This is a genomic window from Streptomyces regalis (genome assembly GCF_001509475.1).
In the GTDB taxonomy this organism is placed as follows: domain Bacteria; phylum Actinomycetota; class Actinomycetes; order Streptomycetales; family Streptomycetaceae; genus Streptomyces; species Streptomyces regalis.
In genome coordinates this window covers 21543-45943 of record NZ_LLZG01000232.1, presented here as the reverse complement: position 1 = coordinate 45943, position 24401 = coordinate 21543, and the positions used below count along the sequence as shown (strand labels likewise).

The 24401-nt window shown below is 70.4% G+C and carries 22 protein-coding genes; 7 read left to right on the top strand and 15 right to left on the bottom strand.

Annotation, left to right across the window (positions count from 1 at the left end; genetic code table 11):
• Positions 1-32 precede the first annotated feature (32 nt).
• The gene (locus tag ADL12_RS24125; RefSeq protein WP_062705058.1) at positions 33-1823 is read right to left on the bottom strand and encodes a TIGR03767 family metallophosphoesterase; all 1791 of its coding nucleotides are present in this window, start codon (positions 1821-1823) and stop codon (positions 33-35) included.
• A 199-nt stretch (positions 1824-2022) separates the two neighbouring features.
• Positions 2023-2490, bottom strand: coding sequence for an NUDIX hydrolase (locus tag ADL12_RS24120; protein WP_062705056.1), 468 nt, complete (start codon positions 2488-2490; stop codon positions 2023-2025).
• Positions 2491-2715: 225 nt separating this feature from the next.
• Between ADL12_RS24120 and ADL12_RS24115 the strand changes: the two genes are divergently transcribed.
• Positions 2716-6000, top strand: coding sequence for a S8 family serine peptidase (locus ADL12_RS24115; protein ID WP_062705113.1), 3285 nt, complete (start codon positions 2716-2718; stop codon positions 5998-6000).
• Positions 6001-6049: 49 nt separating this feature from the next.
• On the opposite strand, the gene ADL12_RS24110 is transcribed toward ADL12_RS24115, so the two are convergent.
• Both ADL12_RS24110 and ADL12_RS24105 read right to left on the bottom strand, forming a co-directional pair.
• Positions 6050-6790, bottom strand: coding sequence for a hypothetical protein (locus ADL12_RS24110; RefSeq protein WP_062705054.1), 741 nt, complete (start codon positions 6788-6790; stop codon positions 6050-6052).
• A gap of 1 nt (position 6791) precedes the next feature.
• Positions 6792-7319, bottom strand: coding sequence for an RNA polymerase sigma factor (locus ADL12_RS24105; RefSeq protein ID WP_062705052.1), 528 nt, complete (start codon positions 7317-7319; stop codon positions 6792-6794).
• Positions 7320-7627: 308 nt separating this feature from the next.
• Here ADL12_RS24105 and ADL12_RS24100 point away from each other — a divergent pair, with 308 nt between their 5' ends.
• Positions 7628-8644: an aspartate-semialdehyde dehydrogenase gene (locus ADL12_RS24100; RefSeq protein WP_062705046.1), complete on the top strand. Its 1017-nt coding sequence runs from the start codon at positions 7628-7630 to the stop codon at positions 8642-8644.
• 10 nt (positions 8645-8654) lie between these two features.
• On the opposite strand, the gene ADL12_RS24095 is transcribed toward ADL12_RS24100, so the two are convergent.
• The gene (locus tag ADL12_RS24095) at positions 8655-9131 is read right to left on the bottom strand and encodes a DUF1203 domain-containing protein (RefSeq protein WP_062705044.1); all 477 of its coding nucleotides are present in this window, start codon (positions 9129-9131) and stop codon (positions 8655-8657) included.
• A gap of 112 nt (positions 9132-9243) precedes the next feature.
• Here ADL12_RS24095 and pepN point away from each other — a divergent pair, with 112 nt between their 5' ends.
• The gene (gene pepN / locus ADL12_RS24090; RefSeq protein ID WP_062705042.1) at positions 9244-11829 is read left to right on the top strand and encodes an aminopeptidase N; all 2586 of its coding nucleotides are present in this window, start codon (positions 9244-9246) and stop codon (positions 11827-11829) included.
• Between the two features lie 84 nt (positions 11830-11913).
• Here pepN and ADL12_RS24085 read toward each other — a convergent pair whose 3' ends face one another.
• From ADL12_RS24085 to ADL12_RS24075, 3 genes are read right to left on the bottom strand one after another with little or no spacing between them, the layout of a single operon-like run.
• A complete protein-coding gene (locus ADL12_RS24085) occupies positions 11914-12456 on the bottom strand; it encodes an NUDIX hydrolase (RefSeq protein ID WP_062705041.1) in 543 nt (180 codons plus the stop codon).
• 10 nt (positions 12457-12466) lie between these two features.
• Positions 12467-13594: an adenosylhomocysteinase gene (locus ADL12_RS24080; RefSeq protein ID WP_062705039.1), complete on the bottom strand. Its 1128-nt coding sequence runs from the start codon at positions 13592-13594 to the stop codon at positions 12467-12469.
• Complete coding sequence (locus ADL12_RS24075) at positions 13581-14000, bottom strand: ATP-binding protein (RefSeq protein WP_062705111.1); 420 nt, start codon at positions 13998-14000, stop codon at positions 13581-13583. The genes ADL12_RS24080 and ADL12_RS24075 overlap by 14 nt, the downstream gene beginning before the upstream one ends.
• Before the next feature lie 166 nt (positions 14001-14166).
• On the opposite strand from ADL12_RS24075, the gene ADL12_RS24070 reads away from it, so the two are divergent.
• Complete coding sequence (locus ADL12_RS24070) at positions 14167-14709, top strand: GntR family transcriptional regulator (protein WP_062705037.1); 543 nt, start codon at positions 14167-14169, stop codon at positions 14707-14709.
• Positions 14706-15485 (top strand): GntR family transcriptional regulator, encoded by a 780-nt coding sequence (locus tag ADL12_RS24065; protein WP_062705034.1) that lies wholly within the window; start codon positions 14706-14708, stop codon positions 15483-15485. The genes ADL12_RS24070 and ADL12_RS24065 overlap by 4 nt, the downstream gene beginning before the upstream one ends.
• A gap of 6 nt (positions 15486-15491) precedes the next feature.
• Here the strand turns inward: ADL12_RS24065 and ADL12_RS24060 are convergent, their stop codons facing one another.
• The 3 genes from ADL12_RS24060 to ADL12_RS24050 form a co-directional block, all read right to left on the bottom strand.
• Positions 15492-16388 (bottom strand): LysR family transcriptional regulator, encoded by an 897-nt coding sequence (locus tag ADL12_RS24060; protein ID WP_062705032.1) that lies wholly within the window; start codon positions 16386-16388, stop codon positions 15492-15494.
• A gap of 14 nt (positions 16389-16402) precedes the next feature.
• The gene (locus tag ADL12_RS24055) at positions 16403-17320 is read right to left on the bottom strand and encodes a DMT family transporter (RefSeq protein WP_062705030.1); all 918 of its coding nucleotides are present in this window, start codon (positions 17318-17320) and stop codon (positions 16403-16405) included.
• 63 nt (positions 17321-17383) lie between these two features.
• The gene (locus ADL12_RS24050) at positions 17384-18358 is read right to left on the bottom strand and encodes an EamA family transporter (RefSeq protein ID WP_062705028.1); all 975 of its coding nucleotides are present in this window, start codon (positions 18356-18358) and stop codon (positions 17384-17386) included.
• A gap of 106 nt (positions 18359-18464) precedes the next feature.
• Between ADL12_RS24050 and ADL12_RS24045 the strand changes: the two genes are divergently transcribed.
• Entirely contained in the window at positions 18465-18977 is a 513-nt protein-coding gene (locus ADL12_RS24045) for a MarR family winged helix-turn-helix transcriptional regulator (RefSeq protein WP_062705026.1), read from the top strand.
• A 12-nt stretch (positions 18978-18989) separates the two neighbouring features.
• Here the strand turns inward: ADL12_RS24045 and ADL12_RS24040 are convergent, their stop codons facing one another.
• Positions 18990-20465 carry an FAD-dependent monooxygenase gene (locus ADL12_RS24040; RefSeq protein WP_062705025.1) on the bottom strand — a complete coding sequence of 492 codons (1476 nt, stop codon included), beginning with the start codon at positions 20463-20465 and terminating at the stop codon, positions 18990-18992.
• 200 nt (positions 20466-20665) lie between these two features.
• On the opposite strand from ADL12_RS24040, the gene ADL12_RS24035 reads away from it, so the two are divergent.
• Positions 20666-21247, top strand: coding sequence for a TetR/AcrR family transcriptional regulator (locus tag ADL12_RS24035; protein ID WP_062705022.1), 582 nt, complete (start codon positions 20666-20668; stop codon positions 21245-21247).
• Between the two features lie 181 nt (positions 21248-21428).
• Here ADL12_RS24035 and ADL12_RS24030 read toward each other — a convergent pair whose 3' ends face one another.
• From ADL12_RS24030 to ADL12_RS24020, 3 genes are all read right to left on the bottom strand, one after another.
• Positions 21429-21686 (bottom strand): hypothetical protein, encoded by a 258-nt coding sequence (locus ADL12_RS24030; RefSeq protein WP_062705020.1) that lies wholly within the window; start codon positions 21684-21686, stop codon positions 21429-21431.
• Positions 21687-21766: 80 nt separating this feature from the next.
• Positions 21767-23938 carry a 4-alpha-glucanotransferase gene (gene malQ, locus ADL12_RS24025; RefSeq protein WP_208614606.1) on the bottom strand — a complete coding sequence of 724 codons (2172 nt, stop codon included), beginning with the start codon at positions 23936-23938 and terminating at the stop codon, positions 21767-21769.
• A complete protein-coding gene (locus ADL12_RS24020) occupies positions 23939-24166 on the bottom strand; it encodes a hypothetical protein (RefSeq protein WP_062705108.1) in 228 nt (75 codons plus the stop codon).
• Positions 24167-24401 lie beyond the last annotated feature (235 nt).

The following is a 24401-nucleotide window of genomic DNA, read 5'->3' as shown; positions in this document are numbered from 1 at the left end:
CGACCTTTTCTGCGCCGCAGCTCAGCTTGCGGTCAGCCCTTCTTCAGCACCAGCTCCGTGTTGCGGTCCCTGCGGTCGCCCGCCAGCGTTGTCCGCGCCCCCGGTGCGTTGAAGGACAGCTCGCGGTAGAGGGCGGCCAGGCCCGTCTGGGAGAGGTCCGTGAAGTCCGTGGCGTGCGGGGCCGAGGACTCGATCAGGGTGGTGAAGAGCGAGATCGTGCCGTCCTTGTTGTCCGCCACCTCGATGATCCGGGCGAGTTGGGGGAAGTCGACGTGGGAGGCGGTGGAGATCTCCCAGAAGGAGCCGCCGCCGGAGCCGGTGCGCGGGGTGATGACGTTCTTGTGGATGTGGCCGTTCACCCAGGCCAGGACGTTGCGATGACGGGCCAGGAGCTCGACGACCTCGGCGCCGCCCACGCGCCGCTCGTTCGGGCGGGCCGGGTCGCGGCGCAGGTTGTCCATCGTCTCGCTGGTGTGATGGCTGAAGATGATCGCGTACGAGTCCTTGTTGTCGCGCAGCGTGCGGTCCAGCCAGTTGAACTGGGCCGCCCCGATGGACCCTTCGTAGTGGCCGCCCGCGTCGGTGGTGTCGAGGCTGATGCCGATGACGTCGTCGGCGATGCGGAAGCTGTAGTACTGGGTGTTCGCGTCCAGGTTGGCCGTCGAGTAGCCGTGGCCGACCGGGCCGAGGCCCCGGAACGCCGGGTTCAGGTGGGCCTGCAGATACTCCCTGGGCGTGAACGGGGCCCGGCTCTCGTCCGGCGTGACCGAGCGCATCGAGCGGGCGTGGGCCTTGAGGAAGTCCTTGAAGACGGTGCCCCTCGGGTCCTTGTCCTGCTTGAGGGAGTCCTGGAGCTTCTTGGCGTCGGCCGCCGACACGTTCATCAGCTTCTTGCCGCCGACGGCGAGGTCGGTGAGGTAGGAGTCGGCATGCGAGGCGTAGGTGCCGAGCGGCATCGCGTCGTGGTTGCCGACCGTCGAGTACCAGGGGATGTTCAGGCCGGGGCTGCGCAGTTCGCGGATCGCGGCGGCGAGGAAGCCGTCGATGTGCGGGAAGCCGAGCTGCTTGTCGGCGTCGCGGACGCTGTCGTCGGCCTGCCAGTACTGCTTCAGGCCGCTGTTCTGGACGCCCTCGTAACTGCGCGGGTCACCGGTGTTCGGGGTGACGCGGCCGCCGCTCATCACCGTCAGGAACCACTCCAGCTCGGACTTGGCGTTGTTGTCCGTGTTGTCGCCGGTGGTCATGGCGAAGTGGAACGGGGCCCCGGTGACGGGGGCGCCCCGCAGCGCGTTGATCCGCTCGACGAGCGCGACGGCGCCCGGCACGGTCAGCGCCTCCTGCGGCCGCCAGGCGTGCACGTCGGTCGAGCGCAGGTACTCAAGGCGCAGCGGGTGCTGGGCGTCGATCAGGTGCAGGTCGGTGAGCTGGACGAAGGCGGCGAGCGCCGTACGCCGCCTCTCGCGCCCCGACTTGGCCGCCGCCAGGTTCTCGCGGACGACCCGCTTCCAGCCGGGACCGTGGCCGAGCCGGCGGTAGCCGGAGGTGCCGCGCGGGGCGGCGACCGAGGTGAGGGTGGTGCCGCGGGTGTACGGCGCGAGCGCGACCGGCAGCTTGCGGGAGGCACCGACGGGTGCCTCGGCGGCGGCGTTGCCCGCGTCGGCGCCCGGTGCGCCCGCGGGGCTCGTGGTGGTGACGGCCTGGCTGTCGGTGGGCCGCAGGGCGTAGCCGACGCCGGCGGAGAGGGTCACCGCTCCGGTGGCGGCGAGCAGGGAACGGCGGTGGATCCCCAGCGCGGAGCTGGCGACAGAGCGTATGCGCGACATGGCGCGATCTCCCCGAGTGCGAACGCGTCGGCAGTGGTCGCGGGTGGTCGCCGAAGCGAACCTCCCGCTCACTGTGGATCGTTGGCACCGGGGATGACCTGCGCATGAACATGACGGCAACGGGCAGCGCCGATCACCGTACGTGGATCTTGGACTACCTTCCGCGTCCACGGCCGCTCCTTCAACGGCCGGGACGCGGTCACTCAGTGTTCATTTTCCGGGGTACCCGTCCCGTCGCCGGGCGCTCACGCCACAGCGCCAGCCCCTTCACGACCATGGGGACCAGGGTCAGGTCGGGCACAGTGTCGAGCGGATGCCAGGCCGCCATGTCCGTGGAGCCGTTCGTCTCGTAACGCAGTTCGCCGCCGGTGATCCGGGCCTCGTAGACCAGCCCCAGGCCCTGGTGGTCCACGGCCGGGCGGAGGCGGCGGCCCGGGATGAGGCGGTGGACGGAGTCCATGCCGAGCAGGCCGGTCGGCTCGACGAGGTAGCCGGTCTCCTCCTCCACCTCCCGCACGACCGTGTCGTAGGGATCCTCGCCGTGCTCCATGCCGCCGCCGGGCAGGACCCACTCGAAGCCGCCGCCGGGCGCCGGGGACCGCGCGAGGAGGAGTTGCCCGTCACGTACGCAAATGGCGTAGGCCGCCACCCTCAAGTTCTTCTGCACGTACGGACGTTAAACGGCTGGGGCCGCATCAGGCAGGCGATTATTCGGCTTGCGGGCGACTTACCCCTTTCACGCTGCACGCCCCAATTGCATAGGGGGTTTCCCCCATCCCTCTGTTTCGATTCGGTCAACTCTTCCCAAACATCCTTCCCTTGCGTAAGGCTGTGCGGTCGTCCGGGGTCGCATACCGGACGCCTCATGCTCCTTTACCAACAAGGGATGCCGATGACCCTCACCCCCCAGCGCGAACCGAAACCGGGCGCGAGACGCGCGGCCCGCATAGCCGTGGCCGCCGGTCTCGTCGCCGCGCTCTCCGCAGCCGGGCCGATACCCATGGCCATGGCCGCGGACCCCGCGCCCGCCGCGACGGACCCGAGCGTCAAGTCCGCGCATGACAAGCTCGGTTCGGACGACGCCGATCTGCTCGCCGAGGCCAAGGCCGACGGCGACAAGAACGTCACGATGATGATCGCGACCGCGCCCGGCCAGACCGAGAAGGTCGCCGAGCAGCTGGACGCGGTCGGCTCTGTGGGCCGCACCTACGACAAGCTCGGCTACGTCCGGGCCACCGTCCCCACCGGCAAGGCCGACTCGGCCATCGCCGCCGCCGCGAAGCTCTCCTCGGTGCACGGCATCGACCTGCGCGAGGAGATCCCCCTGGACGACCCCGCCGTCGACACGAAGAAGTCGACGGCCGCGGCGACCTCGTACTCCGGCCCGGGCAAGAAGACCCCGGCCGAGAACCCGTACAACCCGTCCTTCGAGACGGGCGCCGTGGACTTCGTGGAGGACCACCCGAAGGCGGACGGCCGCGGCATCACCATCGGCATCCTCGACAGCGGTGTGGACCTGGCGCATCCCGCGCTGCAGAAGACCACCACCGGCGAGCGGAAGATCATCGACTGGGTCACCGCGACCGACCCCGTCAACGACCAGGACGCCACCTGGCGGCGGATGAACAACCCGGTCACCGGCCCGACCTTCACCATCGCGGGCGCCACCTGGCAGGCTCCCGTGGGCGGTTACCAGTTCAACCTGTTCCGCGAGGCGGCCACCACCGGCGGTGACGCCAAGGGCGACGCCAACCGCGACGGCGACACCACCGACGTCTGGGGAATCCTCTACGACGCGACCGCCGGAACCGTCCGGGTCGACCTGAACAACAACAACGACTTCACCGACGACGAGGCGATGAAGCCGTACAAGGACGGCTTCCAGGTCGGATACTTCGGTACCGACAACCCGGCGACCGATGTCGCCGAGCGTCAGCCGTTCGTCGTCGAGATCCGCAAGGACGTCGTCTACAACGCGGCCGGTGACAAGGCCGACTACGTCAACGTCGGTGTCATCGAGTCCGAGCACGGCACGCACGTCGCCGGCATCACCGCCGCCAACGGCCTGTTCGGCGGGAAGATGAACGGCCAGGCGCCGGGCGCGAAGCTCGTCTCCTCCCGTGCCTGCACCTGGACCGGCGGCTGCACCAACGTCGCGCTCACCGAGGGCATGATCGACCTCGTCGTCAACCGCGGCGTCGACATCGTCAACATGTCCATCGGCGGCCTCCCGGCGCTGAACGACGGCAACAACGCGCGCGCCGAGCTGTACACGCGGCTCATCGACACCTACGGCGTCCAGCTCGTCATCTCCGCCGGCAACTCCGGCCCCGGCGCCAACACCATCGGCGACCCGGCCCTGTCCAACAAGGTCATCTCGGTCGGCGCGAGCGTCTCCAAGGAGACCTGGGCCGCCAACTACGGCTCCCTCGTGCAGAAGCCGTACGCGATGATGCCGTTCTCCTCGCGCGGCCCGCGTGAGGACGGCGGCTTCACCCCGACCCTGGTCGCCCCGGGCGCCGCCATCAACACCATCCAGACCTGGCTGCCGGGCGCCCCGGTCGCCGAGGCCGGCTACTCGCTCCCGGCCGGCTACGGCATGCTCCAGGGCACGTCGATGGCGTCCCCGCAGGCGGCGGGCGCGTCCGCGCTGCTGCTGAGCGCCGCCAAGCAGAAGGGCATCGCCCTGACGCCGGCCAAGCTGCGCACGGCTCTCACCTCGACCGCCGACCACATCAAGGGTGTTCAGGCGTACGAGGAGGGTGCCGGCCTCATCAACATCGAGGACGCCTGGGACTCGATCCGTGACGGCGCCACCGCCCACGAGGCTGAGCCCAATAACTACGTGGTCAAGGCCCCGGTCGACACCGCGATCGACCAGTTCCTGAAGACCCCGGGCTTCGGCACGGGCGTCTACGACCGCGAGGGCGGCCTCAAGGCCGGGCAGAAGAAGACGTACGACGTCACGATCACGCGTACGTCCGGCGCGGACAAGGCGATCCGGCACGAGCTGCACTTCGAGAACAACGCCGGGGACACCTTCCGGATCGTCGGCTCCGACGAGATCAGCCTCGGCCTGAACAAGCCGGTCACCGTCCAGGTCGCCGCCAAGCCGTACTCGGCCGGCATCAAGAGCGCGATCCTGGAGGTCGACGACCCGCGCACCGAGGGCATCGACAAGCAGGTCCTCAACACGGTCGTGGTCACGGCGCCGCTGAAGTACACCTACTCGGCGTCCGGTTCGGTGCAGCGCAACAGCACCAAGTCGTACTTCGTGACCGTCCCCGAGGGCGCGAAGTCGCTCGAGGTGGCGATCGGCGGGCTGAAGGACAAGAGCCAGACCCGGTTCATCGCCATCCACCCGTACGGCGTTCCGGCCGACACCACGAGCACCCCGAACTGCTACAACAACTACCTCGGCGGCAACGGCTGCAAGCCGGACGTGCGTTCCTACGCCGACCCGCAGCCCGGCGTCTGGGAGATCGAGGTCGAGTCGCGCCGTACGTCGCCGCTGCTCGACAACCCGTTCAAGCTGGACGTCACCGTCCTGGGCGCGGCCTTCGACCCGGAGACCGTGACCGTCCCCGAGGCCAAGGTCGGCACCCCGGCCACCGCCTCCTGGAAGGTGACCAACAGCTACGCCGCCATCGACGGCAAGCTGGCCGGCGGCCCGCTCGGCTCGTCGAAGACGGCGCGTCCGACCATCGCCGAGGGCGCCACGCAGACCACCACGGTCGAGGTGCCCGCGGGCGCCACGTCGCTCGACGTCTCCATCGGCAACGTCTCCGACGCCGCCACGGACCTCGACCTGGTCGTCCGCGACGCGGCCGGCACCGAGGTCGGCAGCTCCGCCGACGGTGACTCGGAGGAGGCGGTCAAGGTCGCGAACCCGGCCGCCGGGACGTACACCATCGAGGTCATCGGCTACGCGGTGCCGGCCGGCTCGACGGCGTACGACTACCTGGACGTGTTCTTCTCCGCCTCGCTCGGCACCGTCACGGTCGACGAGTCGCCGGTGAAGCTCGGCACGGGCGACTCGGCCACCGTCGCGGGCAGCGTCACCGCGCAGGCGGCGGCGCCTGAGGGCCGGGAGTTCTTCGGCCAGGTCCGGCTGCTGAACGCGCGCGGCACGGTCGCGGGCCTGGGCAACGTGAAGATCGAGAAGGTCACGCCGTAATCCCTGGTACGACCATGGGGCGGGCGTCCGTGCGGGCGCCCGCCCTTCGTCATTCGCAGGTGAGCTTGCGGGCCTCGGACAGCGAGGCGGTGATCCAGGCCCGTTCGACGGCGATGTCCTTCTCGCCGACGGCCCAGAGGTCCGGTGCCGCCGCATGCTGCGGGACGCCGACCAGGACGTGTTCGCCCTGGTGGACGACGCCCTCCTCCATCGCGAAGGTCACCTCCTCGTCGTCGCTCTTGTCCGGCTGGTAGAAGCGGGTCACCCGCAGAGTGATCCGCTCCTGCGCCGTCCCGGGCACCGGCACCACGGCGGTGACGTCTCCCTCGACGACCAGGCGCGCGCAGGCGAGGTAGCGGGGGCTGCCGAAGTCGGCGCCGGCCTGCTTGGAGCTCGCCTCGTCGGCGCTGCCTCCCGAGGCAAGGCCGTCCCCGCCTTGCGACACCAGCCAGCCCAGGCCGGCCACCACGGACGCGACGGCAGCCACGGCGAGGGTGCCGAAGGCCAAGGTGAACGCACGGCGCCGTACGCGGGAAGGGCGTCGTAGGGGCACAGGCTCGGGGGCCTTGGCCTCGGCCGGCGGCTCGGTGAGCGCCTGCCCGATGAGGCCCAACTGCTCCCGCAGCAGCGCCACATCGGCGGCAGCCGACCGGTGCTCGGCCATGAAGGCGGCGTCCGCACGCGCGTCGTCCGGCAGCGGTTCGCCGGTGATCGCGGCCAGCAGCGCGTCGGCGCCGGTACGGCCGTCGTAACCGTCGCGACCGTTGCGGCTTTCGTTCTCGGCGGTCACGTCACACCACCTCGTCCTCGTGCAGGCGGGCGCGCAGGGCCCGTACCGCCGTGTGCAACCTGCTCTTGACCGTGCCCTCCGGGATGCCGAGCTCCTCGGCGATCCCGCGCACCGGCAGGTCGGCGTAGAAGCGCAGGACGAGGACCTGGCGCTGGGCGTCCGGCAGCTCGTCCAGGCCCTGGGCGACGGCGAGGGAGAGCAGGCTGGTGTCCTCGCCGGAGGGGTGCTCGAGCTGGCGCAAGGAGGCGAGCCGCTCACCGATCCGCTCCTGGCGCTTCTTGGCCCGGTGCCAGTCCATGGCGAGGTTGGAGGCGACGACTGCCGCCCACGCCGAGACGTCCCGCGGTGCCTCCTGCCCGTTCGCGGCCCGCTCCAGCAGCCGCAGGCGTACCTGCTGTACCCCGTCCAGCAGGTCCGCCTGCGGCACCCCGCCCAGCGCGAGCACCGCCCGCACCCGACGCTCCTGGGCCGCGTCCAGAGGATCTCTGTGATCGTCCTCCTGGACACGGCGGGCCTTTCTGCGCAGCACAAGCCACCCCCCTCACCGCGTTTCTCCTACGACGCCGCAGCGCACGGAAACGTTCGCCCGGGTCGCCGGAAGTTTCTGCGAGGCGTACGTCACACCGCCGCGCGGGCGCAGCACAGCTTGCGGAACGAGGGCCTCGTAGGGCTAATTTCTGCAGCTCAGGGTGGGTGCGCACGGGAGTTCCGGTACCGCCGGACGGGGCGGAGTGTCCCGGCCCTCGGGCATGGAACGCAAAGAATTGGACAGGCGGACCCGGGTCGGCCGCATGATGGAAAGGCCGCAGACATTCAAGAACGGGTAAGGGAGTCGCCGTGAGGGTCGGAATCGTCGGAGCCACCGGGCAGGTCGGCACGGTCATGCGCAGGATCCTCGCGGAGCGTGCCTTCCCGCTCACCGAGCTGCGCCTGTTCGCCTCGGCCCGCTCGGCGGGGACGGTCCTGGACGGCGTGACGGTGGAGGACGCGGCCACGGCCGACTACTCCGGCCTGGACATCGTCCTGTTCTCCGCGGGCGGCTCGACCTCGAAGGCCCTGGCCCCGAAGGTCGCCGCCCAGGGCGCCGTCGTGATCGACAACTCCTCGGCCTGGCGCCGCGACCCCGAGGTACCCCTCGTGGTCTCCGAGGTGAACCCGCACGCGATCACCGACCGCCCCAAGGGCATCATCGCCAACCCGAACTGCACGACGATGGCCGCGATGCCGGTCCTGAAGCCGCTGCACGCGGAGGCCGGGCTTCAGGCGCTGGTCGTCGCCACGTACCAGGCGGTGTCCGGCTCGGGTCTGGCCGGCGTGGACGAGCTGTTCGAGCAGGTCAAGAAGGTCGGCGACGACGCGCCCAAGCTGACCCACGACGGCTCGGCGGCGGAGTTCCCCGAGCCGAACAAGTACGTCGCCCCGATCGCGTACAACGTCCTGCCGCTGGCCGGCTCGATCGTCGACGACGGCCTGAACGAGACCGACGAGGAGCAGAAGCTCCGCCACGAGTCCCGCAAGATCCTGGAGATCCCCGAGCTGAAGGTCTCCGGTACCTGCGTCCGCGTCCCGGTCTTCTCCGGCCACTCCCTCCAGGTCAACGCCCGCTTCGCCCGCCCGATCAGCGTGGAGCGCGCCAAGGAACTGCTCGCCGGCGCCCCCGGCGTGGCCCTCACCGACGTCCCGACCCCCCTCCAGGCAGCCGGCCAGGACCCGTCGTACGTCGGCCGCATCCGCACCGACGAGACCGTCGAGCACGGCCTCGCCCTCTTCCTCTCCAACGACAACCTCCGCAAGGGGGCTGCGCTGAACGCGGTGCAGATCGCGGAGTTGGTGGCGGCGGAGCTGAAGGGCTAGGCAACACCCCTCAGGCCCTGCGGACTTCGTAGAGGAAGCATCCGTACTCGACGGCCCGGACGTGGACGAACGCCACGGCCGGGTCGTCGAACGCGTTGTGGAGGGCCCTGGCCGATCCGTCCGCGCCCTCGACCAGCTGTCCGCCGAGGATGTGCCCTTCGGCCGAATACCGGCGGAGCACGCGGTGGGCGTTCACGAAGGGCAGGCTCTGCAACTGCGGCCCCGCGCACTCCTCCGCGTGGATGAAGACGGGCCCCTGCTCGTCGTACGCCCCTGGATCGACGCCGTTCTCGGCCGCCCAGCGGCGCAGGGGAGCGTACGAGACGAGGGCGATCCGCTCGCCGGGCGCGCTGCGGCGCAGGCAGCAGCGCAGGGGTGACCCGCCCTCCTCGTCGGTCACGGGAACCGTCCGGCGTCCCGCGTCGTCAGCAGAGCGAAGCTCCTTCAGGGTCGCCGGATCGATGGGGCGTGCGCGATAGGTCGTCATGTCCCCAGACTCACGCGCGTCCGCCCCGCCCACCGGCGGTAAACGGACATCGCGCTCCGTGCAGGTCCCGTGGAAGGATGGCGCAACCCACACATATCGAGGAGATGACCGCGTGCCTGGCACAAACCTGACTCGCGATGAGGCACAGCAGCGGGCGAAGCTGCTCACCGTTGACTCGTACGAGATCGATCTCGACCTCTCCGGCGCGCAGGAGGGCGGCACCTACCGGTCCGTGACCACGGTGCGCTTCGACGTCGCCGAGAACAGCGCCGACTCCTTCATCGACCTCGTGGCCCCGACCGTCCACGAGGTGACCCTGAACGGCGACTCGCTCGACCCGGACGAGGTCTTCAAGGACTCCCGGATCGCCCTGCCGGGCCTGCTGGAGGGACGCAACGTCCTGCGGGTCGTCGCCGACTGCGCGTACACCAACACGGGCGAGGGCCTGCACCGCTTCGTCGACCCGGTCGACCAGCAGGCCTACCTCTACACCCAGTTCGAGGTCCCGGACGCCCGCCGTGTCTTCGCGTCCTTCGAGCAGCCCGACCTGAAGGCCACCTTCCAGTTCACCGTGAAGGCGCCGGAGGGCTGGACCGTCATTTCCAACTCGCCCACGCCGGAGCCCAAGGACAGCGTCTGGACCTTCGAGCCGACGCCGCGCATCTCGACGTACATCACGGCGCTCATCGTCGGCCCGTACCACTCCGTGCACAGCGTCTACGAGAAGGACGGGCAGTCCGTCCCGCTCGGCATCTACTGCCGGCCCTCGCTCGCCGAGTACCTCGACTCGGACGCGATCTTCGAGGTGACCCGGCAGGGCTTCGACTGGTTCCAGGAGAAGTTCGACTACGCGTACCCGTTCAAGAAGTACGACCAGCTGTTCGTGCCGGAGTTCAACGCGGGCGCGATGGAGAACGCGGGCGCGGTGACCATCCGCGACCAGTACGTCTTCCGCTCCAAGGTGACGAGCGCGGCGTACGAGACGCGCGCGGAGACCATCCTGCACGAGCTGGCCCACATGTGGTTCGGCGACCTGGTCACCATGGAGTGGTGGAACGACCTGTGGCTGAACGAGTCGTTCGCCACCTACACCTCCATCGCCTGCCAGGCGTACTCGCCCGAGTCGCGCTGGCCGCACTCGTGGACCACCTTCGCGAACCAGATGAAGACGTGGGCGTACCGCCAGGACCAGCTGCCGTCCACCCACCCGATCATGGCCGAGATCCGCGACCTGGACGACGTGCTCGTCAACTTCGACGGCATCACCTACGCCAAGGGCGCCTCCGTCCTCAAGCAGCTCGTCGCCTACGTCGGCATGGACGAGTTCTTCCAGGGTGTCCAGGCGTACTTCAAGCGCCACGCGTTCGGCAACACGCGCCTGTCCGACCTGCTGGGCGCCCTGGAGGAGACCTCCGGCCGCGACCTGAAGACGTGGTCGAAGCAGTGGCTGGAGACGGCGGGCATCAACATCCTGCGCCCCGTGATCGAGACAGACCAAAAGGACGGCGCCGGTGTGATCACGTCCTTCGCGATCCGCCAAGAGGCCCCCGCGCTGCCGACGGGTGCGAAGGGTGAGCCGACGCTGCGCCCGCACCGCATCGCGGTCGGCCTGTACAACCTCGACGACGCGACGGGCAAGCTGCTGCGCGACGAGCGCATCGAGCTGGACGTGGACGGCGAGCTGACCGCCGTACCGCAGCTGGCGGGCACCCGCCGCCCGGACGTGGTCCTCCTCAACGACGACGACCTGTCGTACGCCAAGGTCCGCCTGGACGAGGAGTCGCTGGCGTTCGTGACGCAGCACCTCGGCGACTTCGAGGCCTCGCTGCCCCGCGCCCTGTGCTGGGCGTCGTCCTGGGACATGACCCGTGACGCGGAGCTCGCCACCCGTGACTACCTCTCGCTGGTCCTGTCGGGCATCGGCAAGGAGTCCGACATCGGTGTCGTGCAGTCGCTGCAGCGCCAGGTGAAGCTGGCGATCGAGCTGTACGCCGACCCGGCGGCCCGCGAGGCCCTGCTGACCCGTTGGACGGACGCCACGCTGGCCCATCTGCGTTCCGCCGATGCGGGCAGCGACCACCAGCTGGCGTGGGCGCGGGCGTTCGCGGCGACGGCCCGTACGCCGGAGCAGCTGGACCTGCTGGAGGCCCTGCTGGACGGCTCGCAGGCGATCGAGGGCCTGGCCGTCGACACGGAGCTGCGCTGGGCGTTCGTGGAGCGCCTGGCGGCCGTGGGCCGCTTCGACGAGACGGAGATCGCGGGCGAGTACGAGCGGGACAAGACGGCGGCCGGCGAGCGCCACGCCGCCACGGCCCGCGCCGCCCGCCCGACCCCCGAGGCCAAGGCCGAGGCCTGGTCGTCGGTCATCGACTCCGACAAGCTCCCGAACGCCCTCCAGGAAGCGGTGATCTCGGGCTTCGTCCAGACCGACCAGCGTGAACTCCTGGCCCCCTACACGGACAAGTTCTTCGAGGTGGTCAAGGACATCTGGGACGCCCGTTCCCATGAGATCGCCCAGCAGATCGCGGTGGGTCTCTACCCGACGCTCCAGGTCTCCGACGAGACCTTGCACAAGACGGACACCTGGCTGTCCTCCGCGGAGCCGAACGCGGCCCTGCGACGCCTGGTCTCCGAGTCCCGCGCGGGCGTGGAGCGGGCGCTGAAGGCGCAGGCGGCGGACGCGGCGGCGGAGCAGTAACGGTCGTCGTACGTACGCCGACAGGGCGCCCGGTGCTGCTGTGCCGGGCGCCCTGTCATGTGCTCAGGAGCCGCAGGACTCACGTCAGCGCAGCGCCTCGAGTACTCGGCTGCGCAGCGTTTCGTTCTCGATGGTGTTGGCGTGGCGCCAAGCCGCGGCGGTGACTTCCTCGGTCTGCAGTTCAACCACGTCGGCAGAGGTGTGGAAGAGGTATCGGAAGTCGAAGTGCTGGTGGTCCGGTTCGCCCTTGGTCGGGTTGGCCGGGATGTGGTGGGCGTCAATGTGTACAGGACGATGCCCGGCCGGCATGACGACGGCGGCCGGAATGCCGGTCTCCTCGGACAACTCCCGCTGTGCGGCGGCGAGGAGATTGACGTCGTCCGCCTCAAGGTGGCCGCCGGGCAGGAGCCAGCAGTTCAGCGCGAGATGCTTGACATGCAGCACGCGGCCTGCGGGGTCGGCGAGGACCGCCCCGGAAGTGACGTGACCCCGGAACTCCTTACGGCTGGCCAGGTCGGCGGAGGCGTCGAGGAGTTCGAGAAGAGTGACGAGCCGCCCTTTGTCGTGCGGATGGACGTCGAGGTAGTCGTCGAGGGTCTTGCGGATGTGGTCGGCCGTGATGGCCATGGGTGTCTCCTCACCGGTTGAAGTAGTCGAGCCAGGTCTCGGCGATGGCAGCGCGGTCCACCGGGCCCATCTCATGCATGCCGGGGCCGAGTCCGCCGCGGGCGAGTACGCCGGAAGCGGCGAGTATCTCGGCCTGTACGAGGAAGATGAACGGTCCCACGCTGGCGCCGTGCAGAAAGTTGACGGCGTTTCCTCCGTTCAGGAGGTAAAAGTAGTGGCCGGTCGTCAGGTAGCGGGTGATGTGCGGGCCAACATGGGCGCGCTCGTACACGTCCGGCAGACCTTCGAGTTCGAGCTCATCCTCGCTGCTCGTCACCGTGGCGACGTATGCGCCGTTGCGCAACCGCCCGAAGTCCTCACCACGCAGCGAGAGCGCGCCCGTGGCGCACAGGACGAGCCCCGCACCCTCAAGCCCTTCCGCGAGTGCACGCGCCACCGCGAAGCCCTGGGAGAGCGCCTGTGTGCGGCGGACAGGATCGGTGTCGTAAACCGTGACACGTACCCCTTTGGCGTGCAGCAGGCGGGAGATACTCGACCCCAGCTTGCCGAATCCGATGACGAGCGCCGTTCGGCCGTGCAAGATGTCGCCCCGGCTGCGCATGAGCGCCTCGGTCGAGAACACGACCGACTGCCCCACAAGGAAGTCCTCTGGGTCCTTGAGGGGTGAGCGTGCCACCGACATGACCGGACAGGGAAGTTTGTCGAGGGCTGCATAGCGCCGGTGGCCGTTCTCGGTGTCCTCGACCACGCCGAGGATCCGCCCGGAGAAACGGTCGCACAGCGTCTCCAGCGACGGGGAGAAGTAACCGCCCACATCGAGCAGCACGACAGCGCGGCCTGCGGCGCGCGCCTCGACATATCCCACCGCGCGATCAGGATCGGCGAACAACTCACGCGACAGTTTGTCGCACACGTACCCGCTGCCCTCGATCTCGCGCAGTGCCTCGACATGCACGGACTTGGGCTTGGGCAGCACCGCCCGCAGATCCGTCACCGCAGCCACGCCCCGTACGAAGGCGGGTCGCTCGGGTAACAGGTGTGTGATCAGGAGCGCGACCGGATGATCGGTCGCCAGAGCGAAACGACAGGCGATTCGTCCGAAGTAGGCGTCGAGCTGGGCGCGTTCAGATGCTTCCATCCTGAGGCTCCTCGATCCTTGCGCCGGCAATCTTGAACTCAGACCAAACGGTCTTTCCGGGGCTGTGCGCGGTTACGCCGAAGTCGTCGGCGAGAGCGGTCACGAGACGAAGCCCCCAGCCTCCGCAGTCGTCAGCTCGCTTCTGCGCCGCCTCCGGGCGCCCGCCCCCGCTGTCCCGGACCTCGACGCGGACCAGCGAGCCTTCGGTGATGACCGTCAGACAGAACTCACGCCCTGGCGGGACGCCGTGCAGTAACGCGTTCGTTGCCAGCTCCGAGACACAGAGCCGCACATCGTCATGCCGATCGGTGCAGCCCCACTCCATGAGCGTTTGGAGGGCGAAGGCACGTGCGGCGCCGACGGAGCTGCGGGCGCGAGGGAATCGCCTTTGCCGCGACAAGGGCATGCGAATCACCGCCTGTTCGTGTGGGGTACGATCAGAGACACCGTACCACTATTCGCGAAAAGCGGAAAGAAATGCCCAGAAAGGAAGGTCCGGGAAGCGGGCACCTGTGCGAGTCGCTTAACGTGTAAAGCGGCAAGGTCGAAATCCCGCTCCGCAGGAGGACACCGTGAGTGACAGCGCTTGGGTCAGCACCTCGATGCCGTATCTGACACCAAAAGAGAAGGGGCAACCCGACGCGTGGGGCGCCGAGGCCGCCGCCCATGGAGGCAAGGGCAGCCAGCGCATCGCCTTCGCCGGCGAGGTGCCCGCTCCGGAGGAGGTCGCCACACTTCTCGGCCTGCAGGCGGGGGAATCGGTTGTCGTGCGCCGAAGGGTCATTCAACTGGACGGCGCCCCATGCGAGTTGACGGACACGTACTACCCGCTGAGCATCGCCCATGGCACCCGTCTCGCCGAGAAGGGGAAGATCCCCGGTGGTGCCGTGACGTTCCTCGCCGAACTCGGGCACGTCGGCGCACGAGTGCGTGAGGATGTCACGGCTCGGATGCCCAGCGACGAGGAGCGCGAGACTTTGCGCATGAGCGCGGACGAGCCGGTCCTACGGCTGAGCAGGGTCACACTGGACACCGATGACAAGCCCATACAGGTCGACGTGATGGTCATGCCGGCTCATCGGCAGCGGCTGCGTTACGAAATCAAGATCGGATGACTGTGCCCACCACCGACAGCGACGCCTCGGACCCGCGTTCGCTCCACGAGCGGATCGCCGCCGACCTCCGGGACGAGATCATGAGCGGCGACCTGGCGCCGGGCGCCAAGCTGCCCTCCACTGCTCAGCTCAAGGCGAGATTCGACGCCTCCAACGCCACCATTCAGAAAGCACTCCAGGTCCTCAAGGACGAGCGGCTCGTCATCGGCCGCGCCGGAGCCGCGGTCACTGTGCGCGAGCACCGGCAGCGGACCATGCGCCCCGCCGCGTTCATGGCTCCGGCCCGGCCGGGACAGCCCTACCGCTGGCTGACCGAAGCCGCGAAGCGCGGAACCCAGGCTCACAGCACCCTGCTGGACGTGGCGGAGGTCCGTCCCCCTGCCGATGTCTCATCCGCCTTGGATCTCGCCGAGAGCGAGACGGCTCTGCTGCGGCACCAGCTTCTCTCCATCGACGGGGAACCCGTCGAGCTGGTCAAGTCCTACTACCCCTTGGCCCTTGCCCGAGGGACCGCCATCATGGACAAGCGGAAGATCAGGGGCGGCACTCCAGCCCTCCTCGCCGAACTCGGACATCCTCCGCGTCTCAGCGTGGACCGAGTCTCCGCCAGAGTTCCCACCCAAGAGCAGTACCAGGCCTTGAACCTGCCCAGTGACCTGCCGGTTCTCCGTACGCTGCGCGTCGTGTACAGCGACGACGAGCGTTCCGTCGAAGTCACGGTCATGGTCAAGGCAGGCCACCTCTACGAACTTCAGTACGAGTTCATGCCGGAGTGACCCCGACTACGCGGCGGCAGCACTCCGCAGAGCGTCGAGTGCCCTCCCCACCGCCGGTGAATCCGCCCCGCCCTTGCGTACGGCTGCCACCACATGCCGAACCGGCCGCTGCGCACCCAGCTCCCGCATCACGACCCCGCCCCTGGCCACCGCAGCCATCCGCGGCACCAACGCCACCCCCATCCCCGCCTCCACCATCGCCAGGATCGCCGTCCACCCGGCCGCCGAGTGCCCCTGGACGGGGCTGAACCCGGCCGCCTCGCAGGCCCCGCGGGTGATGTCCGACCAGGGCCCGCTGCCGCCGAAGATCCATGGCTCCCCCGCGAGATCGGCGAGCCGCAGCCCCTCCGCGGCGGCGAGCGGGTGGTCGCGGGGCAGGGCGACGTCGAGGGGGTCGGCGAGCAGCGGGACGCGGGTGAAGCGGGGGTCGGCGGCCGTCGGGGCCTGCGCGGCGAGGGACAGGGCGAGGTCGACGTCCCCGGCGGCCAGCAGCTCGTACGCCTCCCCGGCCTCCGCCTCCCGCACCCGCAGGGTCACCCCGGGATGCGCGGTCCGCAGCGCCCGCACGGCGGGTACGACAAGGGCGGGTACGGCGGTGGAGAACGCCGCGACCCGCACCTCCCCGACCTCGCCGTGCACGTACGCCGCCAACTCCGCGTCCGCCCGCTCCAGTTGCTCGAACACGGCCTCGGCGTGCCGCAGCACGAGCCGCGCCGCATCCGTCAGCCGCACCCGCCGCCCGTGCGCCTCCAGCAACGGCACCCCCACCTGCTTGGCGAGGTTCGTCAGCTGCTGCGACACGGCGGACGGCGTCATCCGCAGCGCCTCGGCCGTCGCCGTCACGGTCCCCCGCTCCCCCAACGTCCGCAGGATCTGCAGCTTCCGGATGTCCCAGTCGACCATGGCGGCAACCTACGTCACCGACGCGCCCCCGCCCCCAGGACGACTCCGCCGAGGATCAGCGCCATGCACCCCACCTGCGTCCAGCCGGTCGCCTCGCCGAGCACCGCCCAGGACAGCAGGGACACGCACACCGGCTGGAGGTAGTAGACGACACCGGCACGGCTCGGGCCGACCAGCGCGATCGCCTTGTTCCAGGCGAAGAAGGCGACGGCGGAGGAGGCGACGCCCACGTAGACGATCGGCAGGACCGTCCCGGGCGTCGGCTCGAAGCCGCCCTGCACCGCAAGGCTGACCCCCTGCGCGGGCAACAGCAGGACCGTGCCCAGCACGAACGTGGTGAACAGGAAGGCCGCACCGCCCAGTTCGGCCGGCTTGCGCCGCAGCAGACCGCTGTACGACGCGAAGCAGCAGGCAGCGGCCACCATCCACAGGTCCCCTGCCGCGAACCCGGCCCCGCCCGCGCCACCCCCGATCAGCAGCACGACGCCCGCACAGGCCGTCAGCAGTCCCGCCACCCGGCGCGCGCCCAGCCGTATCCCCGCGGCCCGTTCGAACACGGCCATCAGGACCGGCGAAGCAGCCATGATCATGCCCATGTTGGCGGCGGGCGTGGTCAACCCGGCATGGTTGACCAGGGTGTTGTAGGCGGTGACGCCGAGGAGAGAGGCAAGCAGCACGAACCCGAGGTGGCGGCGGATCAACTCCCGTTGCCGCCATGCCTGCCGGGCGCCGAAGGGAGCCACCGCGGCCAGCGCCACCAGCCATCTCCAGAACGCCTGCTGCACCGGCGGCACGCTGTCGTGCAGCGCGCGGGAGGTGACGAAGCTGCCCGACCAGACGACCGTGGCGAGGGCGGCGAGGGCGATGCCGAGGACGGTCGCCCTGGGGAGGTGGGTCGGGGTGGTGGCGGTCCTGGGGAGGACGACGGTCACGGAGGTCCTTTCGCTGGACGGCGATCGGCGATCGGTGATCGGTGATCGGTGATCGGGCTCGATCTACCGTTGCAGCGCCGGACCTGTCACGTCCATCGAATCTTTTTGATGCTTCTTTTCAGAAGAACTGAATGATCGGCGTCCGGCAGCCGACCCCGCACCAGTGCCGGTCACCCCGATCTGCCCCACGACCGTCGCCCCGAACGCGAGCGTCATGCCCGCCAGTTGGAGCGGGGACAGCGCCTGCCCCAGCGCCGCCCAGCCGACCACGGCGGCGGTCAGCGGGGACAGTGGGCCGAGGAAGGTGACCTGCGTGGCACTGAGGCGGCCGATGCCGCGGAACCAGAGCCAGTACGCGACCGCCGTGTTCGCCAGCGCCAGATAGAGGTAGCCGCCGACCGCCCGGCCGTCGAACGCGGGCGGGGCGCCCTCGACGAGGAGGGCGAGGGGCGCGATGAGCAGGCCACCGGCCGTCAACTGCCAGCTGGTGAGGGCGAGCGGGCCGACGCCCTCGGGGCGCCCCCACCGCTTGGTCAGCACGGTGCCGGTGGACATGGACGCCGTCGAGGCCAGGGCCGCCAGCAGGCCGACGAGGTCGAGCGCACCGGCCGCCTTCAGCACCACCAGGCTGACGCCGAAGGCCGCCGCGACCCCGGTGAGCACGTTCCGCACCGTCGGCCGTTGCCCCAGGAACAGCGCAGAGAGACCCACGACGAACAGCGGACCGACCGAGCCGACGACGGCGGCCATACCCCCGGGCAACCGGTACGCGGAGAGGAAGAGGAGGGGGAAGAAGGCCCCGATGTTCAGCGCGCCCAGCACCGCCGACTTCCACCACCAGGCGCCCCGCGGCAGCACACGGGCGAGGGCGAGCAGCAGCAGACCGGCGGGGAGAGCGCGCATCAGGCCGGTGAACAGGGGCCGGTCGGCCGGCAGGAACTCGGTGGTGACCGCGTAGGTCGTGCCCCAGGAGATGGGCGCGAGGGCGGTGAGGAGTATCAGGGCGGGAGAGACACCGCCGACGCGGCTGGCGGCCATAGGACGCACCCTTCGAAGTAGGTCAATGGAAAGTAGCTTAGCGCTAAGTCACTTTCCGTCAAGCCACTTTCTTGCAGGCCAGCATCGGACCGCCGATACTCGACGCATGAGCGAACGCCCCCAGCGCAAGGACCCCGTCGACGCGATCATCGACCAGTGGGCGACCGTGCGGCCCGACCTCGACACCAAGGCGATGGAGGTCTTCGGGCGGATCTACCGCCTCTCGCGCACGATGGGCGACCGCATGGAGAAGGCGTACGCGCCCTACGGCATCTCGCGCGGCGAGTTCGACGTCCTGGCGACCCTGCGCCGCTCCGGTGAGCCGTACACGCTCTCGCCCCGCCAGCTCTCGGCGACGCTCATGCTCACCACCGGCGGCATGACCGGCCGGCTCGACAAACTGGAACGGGCCGGCCTGCTGCGCCGCTCCCCCGACCCGCACGACCGCCGCGGCCTGCAAGTCACCCTCACCGACAAGGGGTTGACCATCATCGACGAGGCGGTCGGCGCGGGCCTGGCCGTTCAGACGGAGGCCCTGTCCACCCTCGACGACGAACAGGCCGACCGACTGGCCGACCTGTTGCGGGAGTTGCTCGCAGGGACGCCCGATTCCCGGTAGCCGGGGCTCCGCTCACCCCACGTGCGCGGCGATTGCCGCCTCGATCGCCCGCGCGTCCGTGGCGCCCGTGGCGTCCGCCGCCCAGGCCACGTATCCATCGGGCCGCACCAGCACGGTCGTACGGCGGTCGCTCGCCCAGCGCTCCACGGACAGCCGGTCCTTGCGGGGGCCCTGGTCCTCGGACACGTCGGCCGCCTTCGGGGTGATCAGCACGAACCGTCCGCCGCGCAGGGCCTCGTAAAGGCGGCCGCTCTCCAGAGCCACGTCCGGGACGCGGGTGCCGACCAGGCGGTGGGAACCACGCGGGGCGGGGTACTGGTAGCCGATGCCCGAGATCTGGGCCAGTGCCTTCGCCTGGGCGGGCCGGGCCGCGTTGACGAAGGCGGAGACGAGGGCGCGTACGGCACGCAGCGCCGGGTTCTGTGCCCGCGCCAGCCGGACCAGCCCGCCGCTGCTGCGCAGGACGGCCTTGCCGACCGGGTGGCGCTCGGCCTGGTAGGTGTCCAGGAGGCCCTCGGGCGCCCGGCCCTTGACGACGGCGGCGAGCTTCCAGCCGAGGTTGGCCGCGTCCTGCAGGCCGGTGTTCATGCCCTGCCCGCCGGCCGGTGAGTGCACGTGGGCGGCGTCGCCGGCGAGGAAGACCCGCCCGACCCGGTACTGCGGCGCCTGCCGCTCGTCGCTGTGGAAGCGGGAGAGCCAGCGGGCGTCGTGCATGCCGTAGTCGGTGCCCAGGGCGCGGCGGGTGACCTCCTTGACCTCGTCGAGGTCGAGCGGGGCGTCGTCGGCGACCTCGTGGCGGCGGTTCCAGCCCATGACGCGGTACCAGCCGTCGCCGAAGGAGGCGATCATCGCGAAGGCGTCGCCCGCGCCGTTGACGGTGAGCACACTCTCGGGCTGCTCGGCGAGCCGAACGTCCGCCAGGAACAGGGACTTGATGACGGAGACGCCGGGGAAGGACAGGCCGACGGCGTCGCGTACGGCGCTGCGGTGACCGTCCGCGCCGACGACGTAGGCCGCGCGACGGGTGACGACCGCCCCGTCCGGACCGCGCACGTCGAGGTCGACCCCGCTGTCGTCCTGCCGCAGCCCCACGACCTCGCTCTCGAAGAGGAACTCGACACCGAGCTCCCGCGCCCGCCGCTCCAGCAGCCGCTCGACCTCGTACTGCGGGGTGATGAGCAGGAACGGGAAGCGGGACGGCAGCGTGCCGAGATCGAGGGAGAGGCGGCGGAAGAGACGCAGCTCGGTGATGGTGCTGCCGGTGGCGAGCAAGTCGTCGGCCAGACCGCGGGCATCGAGCTGTTCCAGGGTGCGGGCGTGGACGCCGAAGGCGCGGGAGAGGTTGCTGATCTTGTGGGGGCGCTTCTCGACGAGGGTGACGGGAACGCCGGCGGCGGCGAGGTCACCGGCCAGGAGGAGACCGGTGGGGCCGGAGCCGACGACGAGCACGGGGTGGGGGGAGTTGGTGTGGGTGCCGGTGCCGTTCATGGTGGCCCTCCTGGTTGCCAACACTCGTTGGCCAACGTCTGTTGGTCAACGCTTGTTGGCAAGCATAGGGTCGCCCGACGCGGGGCGTCAACGCTTGTGGGCCTACATTTGTTGGCACGCGCTCGCCGGCAGGCACTCGCTGGCACACATACGTTGGCACACGCTTGTTGGCCCACACGCGTTGACCTACGCTTGTTGGCATGACACAGAGCAAGCCCCCCACCCCCGCGCGCCGCTCCGAGGCCACGCGCACGGCGATCCTCGACGCGGCCCGCGAGCGCTTCGCGGCCGACGGTTACGAGCGCGCCACCATCCGCGCCATCGCCAAGGACGCGAACATCGATCCGTCGATGGTGATGCGCTACTACGGCAACAAGGAGGGCCTGTTCGCGGCGGCCGTCGCCGTAGATCTGAAACTGCCGGACCCGGCGTCGTTCCCCCGGGCCGAGGTCGGCCGGGCGCTCGTCACGCACTTCCTGGCCATGTGGGAGGAGAACGAGGTCCTCACGGCCCTGCTCCGCGTCGGCGCGACCAATCAGGCCGGGGCCGAGCGCATGCGGGGCATCTTCGGGGACCAGTTGCTGCCCCTCGCCCGCCAGGTGTGCCCCGACCCCGAGCAGGCCCCGGCGCGGGCCGCACTGGCGTCGTCGCAACTGCTCGGGCTGGCACTCACGCGCTACGTCCTGCGGTTCCCGCCCGCCGTGGCGCTGGCCCGCGAGGAGGTCGTGGCATGGCTGGCGCCCACGGTGCAGCGGTATCTGACCGCGCCGCACCCGGCGTGAGCGCCGCCTACGGCGAAGAACACACCGAGGGCGCCGGCCTCGCCCACGTACGGCGGATGCGCGTACGTGCGACGGGGTCGGCGCCCTCGGGGAAGCTGTGACCGGACGGAAAAGTCCTGATCAAGCAGACCAGGCAGGTCAGACAGCAGACAGGCCAGACGGGTCAGACCAATGAGGCCGATCAGGCCTTCGCCTTGGCCTTCGCCTTCGGCTGACGGTCCGAAGAGCGGTCCAGGACCATCACGAGGCCCGCCACGACCGCGAACAGCACGATCGGGGCCAAGACGAACTGGCCCAGCGTCTCCATGACGCTCAGGCCCTGACCGGGGTCGTCGCCGTCGTCACGCGCAAGCGCGAGCGCGGGGGACGACATGAGCAGCATCATCAGCGTCGTACCGGCAGCCAGGGCGCCGGCGCGCAGGGCGTTCTTCTTGTCCACGGGGCCAAAAGTATCGAACGACGGGAAGGGCCGCGCGCCCGGGGTGCCGAATGCCGCATGAGACGCGGTCCGCCCGGGCGTCACCCCCGCCGGACCGCCTCGCCCCGCAGCACCTCCACCAGCGCCCGTACCCGGGCCGACGCCGCCAGTTCCTCCAAGGTCACCGCTCTGCCCTCCGCGTCCGCGATCGGCAGCCGCCAGTTCGGGTACTGGTCCCAGGTCCCCGGCAGGTTCTGCGGGCGGCGGTCGCCCACGCCGTCCGGGAGCCAGATGCCGACCATGCGGGCCGGGGTGCGCAGCAGGAAGCGGTGGACGGCCTGGATCTCGGCCTCCTCCTCCGAGGTGCAGTGCCCGCCGTGCGTGCCCCGCAGCAGGCCGAGCCGGGAGAGCAGCTCCAGCCACTCGCCCGTGTCCGCCGACGCCTCCGCCCGCTCCTGCTCCAGCGGGCGGGTCAACAGGCCGAGGCTGTCGCGGAGTTGGACGTGTTCGCCGGTGAGGCGGGCCGCGGTGGGCGGCAGGTCGTGGGTGGTGGCGGTGGCGAGGCAGTCGGCGCGCCAGGAGTCCGGCGGCAGCGGACGGCCGTCGCCGTCCCAGTCCCGCTCGAACCACAGCACCGAGGTGCCGAGCACGCCCCGCGCGCGCAGCGTCTCCCGCACACCCGGCTCCACCGTGCCGAGGTCCTCCCCGATCACCACCGCCCCGGCCCGGGAGGCCTCCAGCACCAGGATCGCGAGCATGGCCTCGGCGTCGTAACGGACGTACGTCCCCTCCGTCGGCGCATGCCCCTGCGGCACCCACCACAGCCGGAACAGCCCCATGACGTGGTCGATCCGCAGCGCGCCCGCGTAGCGGAAGAGCGCCCTGAGCAGCCGGCGGTACGGCTCGTACCCGGACTCGGCCAGCCGGTCCGGTCGCCAGGGCGGCAGTCCCCAGTCCTGGCCGCGGGCATTGAAGGCGTCCGGCGGGGCGCCCACCGACATCCCGGCGGCGAAGTACTCCTGCTGCGCCCAGGCGTCCGCGCCCCCCGGGTGCACGCCGACCGCGAGGTCGTGCACGATCCCGACTCCCATCCCCGCTTCCCGCGCGACCCGCTGGGCGGCGGTCAGCTGGCCGTCGGTGAGCCAGGCGAGACGGCACTGGAAGTCGACCCGGTCCATCAGTTCGCCCCGCGCGCGGGCGGTTTCCGGCGACCGCGGATCCCGTAGCCCCTCCGGCCACCGGAGCCAGTCCGAGCCGTGCACCTCAGCCAGCGCGCACCACGTGGCGTGGTCCTCCAGCGCCTGCCCCTCCTGCGCGAGGAAGTCGACGTACGCGGCCCGTCGCCCCGGCCCGAGCGGCACCTCCCGCACCAGCTCCAGCGCCTCCCGCTTCGCCTCCCACACCGCGTCCCGGTCGATCAACTCCCCCTTCTCCAGCACCGCTTCCCGCAGCCGCCCGGCCCGCTCCAGCAGCCCTCGCACCCGCTCGCGGTCCTCGACGTACGCGAACTCGGGCACGTCCTCGACCCGCAGGTGCACCGGGTCGGGGAAGCGGCGGGAGGAGGGGCGGTAGGGGGAAGGGTCGGTCGGCGCTCCCGGTACGGCCGCGTGCAGCGGGTTGACCTGCACGAATCCGGCGCCGAGCGCCCGTCCGGCCCAGGCGGCGAGTTCGCCGAGGTCGCCGAGGTCGCCCATGCCCCAGGAGCGGCGGGAGAGGAGGGAGTACAGCTGGACGAGGAGGCCGTACGAGCGTCCGGGGGGCGTAGGCAGGCGAGGTGGGGCGACGACCAGGTGGCTGGTCACCGTACGGCCGTCGGGGGCGGTCACGGTCAAGTGGTGGACGCCGGGCGGGAGTTGGTCGACGGCAGTGCGGGTCTCGCCCTGTTCGGTCTCGATGTGCAGCCGGGTACCGGCCGGCAGCGACGGCAGCGTGGCCGGCGCCTCGGGGTCGGCCCCGCTCCAGCACACCACCGTCGGCGGCAGCAGCCGCTCGCGCAGCTCCCGCTCCCGCGCGGTGAGCGCGGCAGCGACGGCCCCGGGTGTGGTCGTGTCGACGTCGAGGGCGGTCAGGGCGAGGGTGAGCGCGGCGGCGGGGGCCGTGACCGTACGGTCGGCGGAGGGCTGGTAGGAGGTGGCGACGCCGTACAGCTCGGCGAGGCGGGCCAGGTCATGGGAGGGCAGATCCTCGGGGCCCTCAAGACCTTCAGGTCCCCCAGGCCCCCTAGGCCCCCCAGGCCCCCCAGCAGGGGTTTCGGCCGACCGCTCTGCTGTCATCTACGACCTCGGAAAGTCCATGTCCATGTCCATACCGGTGTCCATACCCATGTCCCAGGTCGCCGCCTCACTGGTCAGCGGCGCGGCGTCGGCGAGCGGCGGCTCGCTGGTGAGGGGCTCGACATCGGGGAGGGGCGGTTCGCTGGTGAGGGGGGTCTCGGCGTAGGCGCCCTCGGCGCTGAAGACGCAGTCGGGCATCTCCGGTTCGGTGAAGACGCCTTCGTACATCTCGGGCTCGCTGGGCGCCTCGGGTTTGGACAGGGCCGATGCTGTGGGCACGGGGCCTCCTCTTCTAGTACGGCGTGCGGGTTACCGCAGCCCTACCCACCAGGCGCGGGGACAGACGTCCGGAAGCGAACAACATGCCTCGCGTCACATTCCGTGCCGCACATTCTGCTCCACACACCCTCCCTGTCGGATTAATTTACTGATCACTATTCACTCAGTACATGTACTCAGTACA

Coding starts and splice junctions, on each gene's coding strand:
- ADL12_RS24125 (WP_062705058.1), bottom strand. CDS start 1,823: ATGTCGCGCATACGCTCTGTCGCCAGCTCCGCGCTGGGGATCCACCGC.
- ADL12_RS24115 (WP_062705113.1), top strand. CDS start 2,716: ATGACCCTCACCCCCCAGCGCGAACCGAAACCGGGCGCGAGACGCGCG.
- ADL12_RS24095 (WP_062705044.1), bottom strand. CDS start 9,131: ATGACGACCTATCGCGCACGCCCCATCGATCCGGCGACCCTGAAGGAG.
- ADL12_RS24085 (WP_062705041.1), bottom strand. CDS start 12,456: ATGGCCATCACGGCCGACCACATCCGCAAGACCCTCGACGACTACCTC.
- ADL12_RS24080 (WP_062705039.1), bottom strand. CDS start 13,594: ATGGAAGCATCTGAACGCGCCCAGCTCGACGCCTACTTCGGACGAATC.
- ADL12_RS24075 (WP_062705111.1), bottom strand. CDS start 14,000: ATGCCCTTGTCGCGGCAAAGGCGATTCCCTCGCGCCCGCAGCTCCGTC.
- ADL12_RS24065 (WP_062705034.1), top strand. CDS start 14,706: ATGACTGTGCCCACCACCGACAGCGACGCCTCGGACCCGCGTTCGCTC.
- ADL12_RS24060 (WP_062705032.1), bottom strand. CDS start 16,388: ATGGTCGACTGGGACATCCGGAAGCTGCAGATCCTGCGGACGTTGGGG.
- ADL12_RS24050 (WP_062705028.1), bottom strand. CDS start 18,358: ATGGCCGCCAGCCGCGTCGGCGGTGTCTCTCCCGCCCTGATACTCCTC.
- ADL12_RS24045 (WP_062705026.1), top strand. CDS start 18,465: ATGAGCGAACGCCCCCAGCGCAAGGACCCCGTCGACGCGATCATCGAC.
- ADL12_RS24040 (WP_062705025.1), bottom strand. CDS start 20,465: ATGAACGGCACCGGCACCCACACCAACTCCCCCCACCCCGTGCTCGTC.
- ADL12_RS24035 (WP_062705022.1), top strand. CDS start 20,666: ATGACACAGAGCAAGCCCCCCACCCCCGCGCGCCGCTCCGAGGCCACG.
- malQ (WP_208614606.1), bottom strand. CDS start 23,938: ATGACAGCAGAGCGGTCGGCCGAAACCCCTGCTGGGGGGCCTGGGGGG.
- ADL12_RS24020 (WP_062705108.1), bottom strand. CDS start 24,166: ATGTACGAAGGCGTCTTCACCGAACCGGAGATGCCCGACTGCGTCTTC.